The organism is Cellulomonas sp. ACRRI (genome assembly GCF_022346185.1).
Lineage (GTDB): Bacteria > Actinomycetota > Actinomycetes > Actinomycetales > Cellulomonadaceae > Cellulomonas.
In genome coordinates this window covers 21,864-30,991 of record NZ_JAKRMS010000039.1, presented here as the reverse complement: position 1 = coordinate 30,991, position 9,128 = coordinate 21,864, and the positions used below count along the sequence as shown (strand labels likewise).

Annotated in this window: 8 protein-coding genes; 3 read left to right on the top strand and 5 right to left on the bottom strand. The window is 77.7% G+C overall.

All coding sequences use genetic code 11. The features are described from left to right. Window positions 1-827: class I tRNA ligase family protein (locus MHY85_RS09475; RefSeq protein WP_239195811.1), on the bottom strand; the 827-nt coding region annotated here is incomplete at its 3' end. A 591-nt stretch (window positions 828-1,418) separates the two neighbouring features. Here MHY85_RS09475 and MHY85_RS09470 point away from each other — a divergent pair. The 3 genes from MHY85_RS09470 to MHY85_RS21835 all read left to right on the top strand — a co-directional run bounded on the left by MHY85_RS09470 (window position 1,419) and on the right by MHY85_RS21835 (window position 5,028). Continuing rightward, entirely contained in the window at window positions 1,419-2,177 is a 759-nt protein-coding gene (locus MHY85_RS09470; RefSeq protein ID WP_239195810.1) for a hypothetical protein, read from the top strand. Window positions 2,178-2,242: 65 nt separating this feature from the next. Continuing rightward, window positions 2,243-4,363, top strand: a complete 2,121-nt coding sequence (locus MHY85_RS09465) for a histidine kinase (RefSeq protein ID WP_239195809.1) — start codon at window positions 2,243-2,245, stop codon at window positions 4,361-4,363. After that, window positions 4,360-5,028, top strand: a complete 669-nt coding sequence (locus MHY85_RS21835; RefSeq protein WP_239195808.1) for a response regulator transcription factor — start codon at window positions 4,360-4,362, stop codon at window positions 5,026-5,028. Before MHY85_RS09465 ends, MHY85_RS21835 begins: the two co-directional genes overlap by 4 nt. Window positions 5,029-5,133: 105 nt before the next feature. Here MHY85_RS21835 and MHY85_RS09455 read toward each other — a convergent pair whose 3' ends face one another. Genes MHY85_RS09455 through dnaG form a run of 4 tightly spaced genes read right to left on the bottom strand, consistent with a single transcriptional unit; the run spans window position 5,134 to window position 9,004 of the window. After that, window positions 5,134-5,556: a hypothetical protein gene (locus MHY85_RS09455; RefSeq protein WP_239195807.1), complete on the bottom strand. Its 423-nt coding sequence runs from the start codon at window positions 5,554-5,556 to the stop codon at window positions 5,134-5,136. Window positions 5,557-5,581: 25 nt separating this feature from the next. Then, complete coding sequence (locus tag MHY85_RS09450) at window positions 5,582-6,088, bottom strand: phosphoribosyltransferase (protein WP_158373074.1); 507 nt, start codon at window positions 6,086-6,088, stop codon at window positions 5,582-5,584. A gap of 48 nt (window positions 6,089-6,136) precedes the next feature. Continuing rightward, window positions 6,137-6,664 (bottom strand): DinB family protein, encoded by a 528-nt coding sequence (locus MHY85_RS09445; protein WP_239195806.1) that lies wholly within the window; start codon window positions 6,662-6,664, stop codon window positions 6,137-6,139. A gap of 54 nt (window positions 6,665-6,718) precedes the next feature. Then, the gene (gene dnaG, locus MHY85_RS09440) at window positions 6,719-9,004 is read right to left on the bottom strand and encodes a DNA primase (RefSeq protein WP_239195805.1); all 2,286 of its coding nucleotides are present in this window, start codon (window positions 9,002-9,004) and stop codon (window positions 6,719-6,721) included. Window positions 9,005-9,128 lie beyond the last annotated feature (124 nt).

The following is a 9,128-nucleotide window of genomic DNA, read 5'->3' as shown; positions in this document are numbered from 1 at the left end:
CGTTCCCGCTGACCGGCGAGCCCCGCGTTGGTCGGCAGCGTGCCGGGGGTGGTCGTCCAGGCGAGGGCGGCGACGCCGTCGAGGCCGAGCTCGGCGGTGCGCTCGCCGGTCAGCGGGAACGTGACGGTCACCGTCTGGTCCTGGACGTCCTTGTAGACGTCGTCGTCCATCCGCAGCTCGTGGTTCGACAGCGGCGTCTGGTCGTTCCAGCAGTACGGCAGCACGCGGTAGCCCTCGTACGCCCAGCCCTTGTCGTAGAGCTGCTTGAACGCCCAGATGACCGACTCCATGAACGTCGGGTCCAGCGTCTTGTAGTCGTGGTCGAAGTCGACCCAGCGCGCCTGGCGCGTCACGTACACCCGCCACTCGTCGGTGTACCGCAGCACCGACGTCCGGCAGGCGTCGTTGAACGCCTTGATGCCCATCTCCTCGATCTGGGACTTGTCGGTGATGCCGAGGATCCGCTCCGCCTCGAGCTCCGCCGGCAGGCCGTGCGTGTCCCAGCCGAACCGGCGCTCGACGCGGCGACCGCGCTGCGTCTGGTACCGGCCGACGATGTCCTTGGCGTACCCGGTCAGCAGGTGGCCGTAGTGCGGCAGGCCGTTCGCGAACGGCGGGCCGTCGTAGAACACGAACTCGTTGGCGCCGTCGGTGCCGGCGTCACGCGCGTCGATCGACGCCTGGAACGTCCCGTCGGACTCCCAGTACGCGAGGACGTCCTTCTCCAGCGCCGGCAGGTCCGGGGACGCGGGCAGGCCGAAGGACGCGCCGGGCGCGACGGGGGCGGCGTGCTTGCCGCTCGGGGTGCGGTGCAGCGGATAGGCCATGGCGGATGGCGCTCCTGGTGGTCGGCGGGCCCGGGGGCTCGCGGTGCGGTGGCGGATCCACGGGGACGACGTCACGCCCGGACCTGAGCCCCGGCGGGCACCGCGGTACCACCCCGCTTGCCGATCGCCTGCCCCTCGCGGGGTCGGCGCGCGACCACTCTGCTGCTGCGGCTGTGACGGGCCTGCCCCGTCCGGTTCTACTGGGGGTCCGCCGCGGTGGTGCCGCGGCTCGCCCTGTTCTTCCGGAGGCTCCCCGGTGATGGCCGGATCGGTGCCTGTGCGCACGAGTGTAGCGACGACGTCCAGCGGGCCGCACGGAGATACCCGCCGTGCGGTGCCGTCGCCCGCACGGCCCGCCCGGGCCGGGACCGCGCGGCCTACGCTGTCCGGCCCCGCCCACGCCGACCGGCGTGGGGCGCGCCGGAAGGCGTAGGCCGCGTGCCGGCGTCGGGCGCCGCTGCGCGCCCCGCCCGACCGCCCGGCCCGATCGCCCGGCGATCCGGGCGCCGCGCCCTTCCGCCCGGGACGCGTCCCGGCCCAGCGTCGTGCCCGGCGGAGGCACCGGGCCTCCCCGTCACGGAGGGGCACGACATGACCACGCACGACACCTCGCCCACGACCGCCGGCCGCGCGCCCGGCGCCGGTGCCGCCGCAGGGGGCGGCACCGGCGCGACGGACGCCGCGCCCGTGCCGCCGTCGGCACCCGCCACCCGGGTGCGCCCCCAGCCCCGCGGGTGGGCGCTGGCCGGGATCGCCGCCGGCGTCACCGGCCTGGTCGGCATCCAGGCCTCGATGGCGCTCGGCGTGAACTGGGAGGAGACCGCCGGCGACGCGGACGCGATCGTCGCGGACCTGTCCGGGCGCACCGGGGCGCTGCTGGTGTTCCACACGGCGACGATCGTCTCGGCGCTGCTGGCGGTCGTGTTCGCCGCCGGCCTCTCGCGGCGGCTGTCCCAGCAGGCGCCCGCCGGGAGCCTGCTGGGACCGGTCGCGGGTGCCGGGCTGCTGCTCGTGTCGGTGGCCGGGCTGCTCGGGTCCGGGCTGGACACGCAGTTCATGTTCGGGTTCGCCGACGTCGACCTGATCGTCCCGGAGTCGGGCGCGTTCTTCAGCGACTGGATCGCGACCATCCCGTGGCTGTGGGTCGGGGCGGGGCTGTCCGGGGTGGCGGTGGCCGTCGCGGCGCTCCGGCACGCGGCGGCGCCGCGCTGGCTCGGCTGGGTCGGGGCCGTGCTCGGCGGGCTGACGCTGCTGCTCGGCATCTCGCCGCTGCAGTACATGGCCGGGTTCACCGGACCGCTCTGGCTGCTGGTGACGGCGATCGGCTTCGCCGCGGGCGACCGGCGGTGACCCTCGGCACCACGCTCGCGCCCGAACCCTCCCGTTCTGTGGTGGTTTGCCCCTACGGTGACGCCATGGACCGGGAGGGTTCGGGCGCGCACGAGCGGACGCGCGACGGGCTGCCCGGCGTGGCGCTCGCGATCGCCCTGGTCGCCTGGCTGCTCGCCGGGACCGCCGCCGTGCTGCACGTCGCCGCCGGGGGCGGGATGGCCGCCGGGGACCTGCTGTTCACCGCCGTCGACGTCACCGTGGCGGCCGTCTACGGCACGGTCGGCGCGGTCATCCTGTCCCGGCGCCGGCACCCCGTGGGCTGGCTCGTCGCGCTGACGGGCGTCGCGGGCGGGGTGTCGGCGGTCGGCGGCGCGTGGGGCGTGTTCGCGGCCACCCGGCCCGGCGCTCCCGCGCTCGACTGGCTGACGGGCGCCTTCGGCTGGGTGTGGGTGCCGGGCACCGTCGCACTGTTCACCGTGGTGCCGTGGCTGGCCCGCGACCGGCGGCTCGGGCCGGTGGCCTGGGCCGGCGTCGCGCTGGGGACCGGCTCGGCCCTGCTGCTCACCGGGACCCGGCTGCTCGCGCCGATGTCGGACGCGCGGGGGGCGATCGCGCTGGTCGTGGTCGCCGGGCTGCTCACCGCCGGCGCCACGTGGTGGCGGTACCGCCGCGGGCCCGAGGCGGAACGTCGCGGGCTGGGCCTGCTCGCCGTCGCGACCGCGATCATGGCCCTGTCGTTCGTGCCGCTGGTGCTCGCGGACCCCGGGCCCGCGCTGTTCCTCGCCGTGCCGGTGAGCCACCTGGTCTGCCAGGCGCTGTTCCCGGCCGCGCTGCTGGTGACGGTCCTGCGCAACCGCCTGTGGGGGCTCGACCTGGCCATCAGCCGGGCGACGGTCGCCGCGCTGCTCACGCTCACCCTCGCCGGGGTGTACGCGATCGTCACGGCGGGGGTGTCGGCGCTCGCCGGCACCAGCACGCCGGGCGCGCAGGTCGCCGCGGCCGTCGGGGTCGTGCTGCTGCTCCAGCCCGTGCGCGGCTGGCTGCAGACCCGCGTGCGCCACCTGGTCTACGGCGAGGCCGCGGACCCCGGGCGCGCCGCCCTGCTCCTCGGCCGGAGCCTGACCACGCCGGGCGGGTCCGCGGACCTGCTCGCCGGGTTGGCGGCGGGCGTCGGCGAGGCGCTCCGGCTGGAGTCGGTCCGCCTGGCGTCGGCCGGCGCCGACCCGCTCGCCGCGTCCTGGGGGTCGCCCACCTCCGAGCCGGTGCGGCTGCCGGTCGAGCGGGCGGGCGGCCTCGTCGGCGAGCTGGCCGTGACCGCCCCGCCGGGAGAGCGGCTGGACGGCCGGACCCGGGCCGCCCTCGACCAGCTCGCGCCCGTCGTCGCGGCGGGCCTGGCGCTCGCGGCGGGGGCCCGGGACCTGGAGCGGGCCCGGGACGCCGCCACGTCCGCACGGCTCCGCGAGCGCCGCGCCGTGCGGCGGGAGCTGCACGACGGGCTGGGGCCGTGGCTGTCCGGGATGCGACTCGGGCTGCAGGGGGCGGTGAACCTGCTCGACGGCGGCCGGCCCGACGACGTCGAGGCGGCGCGCGCCGCGCTGACCGCGCTGCGGGACGAGGCCGAGCGGCGCGTCGAGGACGTCCGGGACCTCGCCCGCGGGCTGCTGCCGCCGGTGCTCGACGAGCAGGGCCTCGGGCCGGCGCTCGACGACCTGGCCCGGCGGCTCGGGCGCGAGGGGTTCGCGGTCGAGGTCGCCGGCGACGAACCGGGGGCGCTCGATCCCGTCGTGGCGGCCGCGGCGTACGGGGTGCTGAGCGAGGCGGCGCGCAACGCGCAGCGGCACTCGGGTGCCGACGGCTGCCGGATCGTGGTGCGCCGGTCGGCGGAGGCGCTGGAGGTCCGGTGCGCGGATGCGGGCCGGGGGCCGGGCCCGGCCGCCGGGACCGCGCGGGCGGGCGACGCCGTCGGCGTGGGCACCCGTTCCATGCGGGAGCGGGCCGACGAGCTCGGCGGCTGGGTGGAGGTGGCCGCCGCGGCACCGGGGACGGTCGTGCGCGCGGTGCTGCCGCTGGTGCCGGGGGCGCCCGTGCCGCGGGCGGCCGGGGTGGGCGCCGAGGTGGGCGTCGGCGTCGGCGCCGGTGTCGGCGCCGAGGTGGGCGCCGGTGCGGCCGCCGAGACCGACCCCGCCGAGGCGGTGCCGACGTGACGGTGCGGGTCGCCCTCGTGGACGACCACCCGGTGTTCCGGATCGGCATGGCCGCGCTGCTGGGGTCCCTCGCGGGTGTCGAGGTCGTCGGGGCGGCGGCCGGCGCGGCCGAGGCGCGGGCGCTCCTGACCGACGACGGCGCGCCCGGTGCGGACGTCGTCGTCATGGACCTGGATCTCGGCGACGGGTCGGGGATCGACGTCACGCGGGAGGTCGTCGCCGCGCGCCCGGGGACCGCCGTGCTCGTCATGAGCATGCACGAGGACGACGACGCCGTGGTGGCCGCGGTCCGGGCCGGGGCGCGCGGGTACCTCGTGAAGTCCGCGCCGCCCGAGCAGGTCGAGCGCGCGGTCCGCGCCGTCGCCGCCGGGGAGATGATCCTCGGGCCGTCCGTGGCCGAGCGGGCGATGGCCTACGTCCTCGGCGGGCGCTCGTCGGTCCGGGTGCCGTTCCCGCGGCTCACCGACCGCGAGCGCGAGGTGCTCGACCTGGTCGCCGGCGGGCACGACAACCTGGTCATCGCGCGGCGGCTCGGGCTGTCGGCGAAGACGGTCCGGAACCACGTCGCGAACGTGCTCACCAAGCTGGAGGTGCCCGACCGGTCGGCGGCGATCGTGCGCGCACGGGCGGAGGGCCTGGGCGGCGCGGGGGCGACGCCGGGCTGAGGCGCGGTGCCCCCGGCCCGTTCGCCACCCGATCGCCGCGCCGCACCCCGATCGATCGGGTGGCCACGCGACGATCGGGTGGGATTCGGCACGCACCCGCCGGGGCTACGCCCCGCAGGCCTCGTCGAACAGCGCCACCGCCCGGGCGTCGCCGGCCAGGAGCGCCGCCGCGTGGCCGTCCTCCTCGACGAGCGCCGGGTAGCCCCAGACCGCGACGACCGGCTCGCCCCAGAGCGCCCGCCGACCGGCCCGCGCGCCCGAGTCGAGGGCGAACGCCCAGCCCGGCGGGACGACCGTCGCGACGCCCGCGAACAGCTCCGCGGGCACGAACGCCGGGCCGCCCCAGTCGTCGCGCACCAGCACGCTCAGGTGGTCGGCGAGCACCAGGACCCCGACCGCCTCGTACGCGCGCCCGTGCGTCACCGCGTACGCGGACGCCCCGGTGGTGCCGCGGGGCCGGCGGCCGGCGGGGAGGAACGCGCCGCGGGCGGCGACGCAGCGCAGCCGGAGCGCCGACGGGCCCCGCACGTGGCTCCCCCTGCCGACCGCGCCGTCAGACCGTGACCGGCGGCTGCGCCGACCAGGGGAACGTGATCCACCGGTCGGTCCGCCGCCACACGAAGTCCGGCGCGACGATCGAGTGCGACTTCGCGTACAGCACCGCCGTGCGCGCCTCCTCGCAGTGCTCCGCGACGAGCCGCTGCACCAGCGCCAGGGTCTCCCCCGTGTCCGCCACGTCGTCGACGACGAGCGCCCGGCGGCCGACCAGCGCCGCGTTGTCCAGCAGCGGCGGCAGCACGACCGGCTCGGGCAGCCGCGCGTCGATGCCCGTGTAGAACTCGACGTTCAGGGTGCCGCAGGCCTTCAGGCCCAGGGCGTAGGACAGGGCGCCGGCGGGCAGCAGGCCGCCGCGGGCCACCGCCACCACGACGTCGGGCTCGAAGCCGGACGCCACCACCGCGCGGGCGAGGTCGCGCGCCGCCTCGCCGAACTCGTCCCAGCCCAGGATCTCGCGCTCGTCGGGCAGGTCCTGGCCGGGTGCGGCCTCCGCAGTCGTCATGCCGGTCAGGGTAGTGGCCCCGGGTGTGCGCGCGGTCGCCCGCCGCCGTCAGGACCCGGTGACCGTCGCCGCGTGCTCGACGATCCGCCGCACGTCGCGCAGGTGGTGCAGGGCGTCGTGCGCGTTGTTCCGCGCCACGTCCTCGGCGCGCTGCGGCCCGCGGGTCGCGTGGTCGAGCACGACGCCCTCGGCCAGGGCCGCGGTGACCGCGTCGACCCAGCCCGGGACGACCCGGCGCAGGGCGAGCAGCGAGGCCCCGACCGTGGCGTGCGCGTAGTCCCGGGCCGCCGCGAGCGCGTCCGGGTCGTAGCCGGCGGTGGTGGTGCGGCCGTCGCAGCGGGCGGCGTCCAGCCGGTACGCCCAGATCTCCAGGTTGTCGGCGACGTGCCGGACGTAGGCGGCGGTCGACCAGCCGAGGTCGGGGTGCCGCAGCGGGTCCGGCGCGGTGACCAGCACGGCCGCGAACCGGCCGGGGACCTCGGACACCACGTGCACCGCCGCGTCCGCGGTCAGCCCCCAGGTGTACCCGCACTCCCCGCACGGCTCGCCGTACAGCGCCGCGCCCCACCGCTCCATGCGGGCACCGTACCGCCGGGGCGCGCAGCCGCCGGGGCGCCCGGGGCGCCCCGCTCAGGCGCTCTCGCGCAGCGCCCGCCGCCGGTTCTCGTGCTCGAACAGCTCGCGCGCGAGGTCGCGGTACCCGTCCGGGTCGGCCTGCGCGTCCATCCGCTGCAGGCGCCCGCGCAGGTCGGCGATGTGCCGGGTGAGCTCCATCTCGACCAGCGCCATGACCAGCCCGCGGGCGTAGCCGGGCAGCCGGTCGGGCCGGTCCTCGGGGAGCGGCGCGACCGCGAGCCGAGTGATGAGGCTCTCGACCGGCGATGCCGCCTCCTCGCGGACGGCCTCGACCCAGCCGACAGCCGCGCCGGGACCCTCCGCGGCGACCCGGGCGCGCGCGGCGGCCGCACCCCCGGCGGCGCGGATCGCGGCGTGCACGGCCCGGTACGCGGGCGCGGTGAAGGCCTCCGGCGGCAGGTCGTCGAACTCCGGCGGCACGGCGTCCGGCATCTGGAGCACGGCCTCGAGCGCCCGCCGCTCGGTCGCGGTGACCGGGTCGCGCGGGTCGGGCATGGCCATCTGCGGCGCGGGCAGCGCGGTCGCGCCGTCGCGCGCGCCGGCGCCGGCCTGGTGGAGGTCGTGCGGGGGCGCGTCGTCGTACGGCTCCGGCGGCGGCTCGTCGAACCGCCGGCCGTAGCCCTGGCCCTGGTTGGTCGACCCGCGACCGCCGCCCGGGAACCGGTCGCCGCCCCCGCGCCGGTCGTCCCACCGGCCGCCACCGCCGCCACCCGGGCCGCGCTGCCCGCCGCCCGGGCCACCACCGCCGGGTCGTCCCCCGCGCTGGCCGCGCCCGCCGTCCCGGCGCCAGCCGCCCTCCTCCGGGCCCGGGGGCACGAAGGCCGACCGGCCGCCGTCGGCCCCGTACCCGCCGCCCTGGCCGTAGCCCGCCGACGACGGCGCCCCGCGTCCGGCGTCCCGGCCGCCGGACGACCGCCCGCCCCGGGAGGCCTGCTGCACCGCGCGCTGCACCGTCTCGACATCCATCCCGAGCCACCCCGCGAGCATGCGGGTGTACTCCGGCCGCAGCGCGGCGTCGCGGATGCCGCCGGGGATCGGCGCGGCGGCGCGCAGCGCGGCCACCCGGCCCTCGGCGGTGTGCAGGTCGAACCCGTCGAGCGTGGTCCGGATGACGAACTGGAACAGCGGCTGCCGCGTCTTGACCAGGGCGCGCACGGCGTCGGGCCCCTGGGCCTGCCGCAGGTCGCACGGGTCCATGCCGCCCTCGGCCACGGCGACGAACGTCTGGGCGCTGAACGCCTGGTCCTCGCCGAACGCGCGCATCGCGGCCTTCTGCCCCGCGGAGTCGCCGTCGAACGTGAACACGACCTCGCCGCCGACCGACTCCCCCGACGCGAGCTGGATGCCGGACCCGGCACCGCCCGCGCCCATCAGCCGCCGCACGATGCGGGCGTGGTCCGAGCCGAACGCCGTGCCGCAGGTGGCGACCGCCGTGCCGACCCCGGACAGGTGCATCGCCATGACGTCGGTGTAGCCCTCGACGACGACGACCTGCTTGTTCTTCGCGATCTCCCGCTTGGCCAGGTCGATGCCGTAGAGCACCTGGGACTTCTTGTAGAGCGGGGTCTCGGGGGTGTTCAGGTACTTCGGCCCCTGGTCGTCCTCGTACAGCCGCCGCGCGCCGAACCCGACGACGTCGCCGGTGACCTCGCGGATCGGCCACACCAGCCGACCGCGGAACCGGTCGTACAGCCCCCGGTTGCCCTGGCTCATCAGGCCGCTGGCGGTGAGCTCCGCCTCGGTGAACGACCGGCCGCGCAGGTGCCGGAGCAGGTGGTCCCAGCCCTGGGGCGCGTAGCCCACGCCGAACTGCTCCGCGGCCGCGCGGTCGAACCCGCGCTCGGCCAGGAACTGCCGGGCGGTCGCCCCCTCCGGGGACAGCAGCTGCTCCGCGAAGTACTCCGCGGCCACACGGTGCGCCTCCAGCAGCCGCTGCCGCTTGCCGGGCTCGTGGCCGGGGCGGGGGCCGCCGCCCTCCTCGTACCGCAGCGTCACGCCGGCGCGGCCGGCCAGGTACTCGACCGCCTCGGTGAACGGCAGGCCGTCGATCTTCTGGATGAAGTCGATGACGTCGCCGCCCTCGCCGCACCCGAAGCAGTGGTAGAGCCCGACCTGCGGGCGGACGTGGAACGATGGCGACTTCTCGTCGTGGAACGGGCACAGGCCCTTCATCGAGCCGACGCCGGCGGTCTTCAGCGCGACGTGCTCGCCGACGACGTCCTCGATCCGGGCGCGCTCGCGGACCGTCTGCACGTCCTCCCGCCGGATCCGTCCCGCCACGGGGACGATCCTAGGCGTCGCGGCGCGTGCACCCGGCCGGTCGTGACCAGCGCCACCGCCGAGGTCGGCGGTTGCGTCCACCACGGGGGCGGCGCAACCGCCGACCTGGGGCGGAACCGCCGAC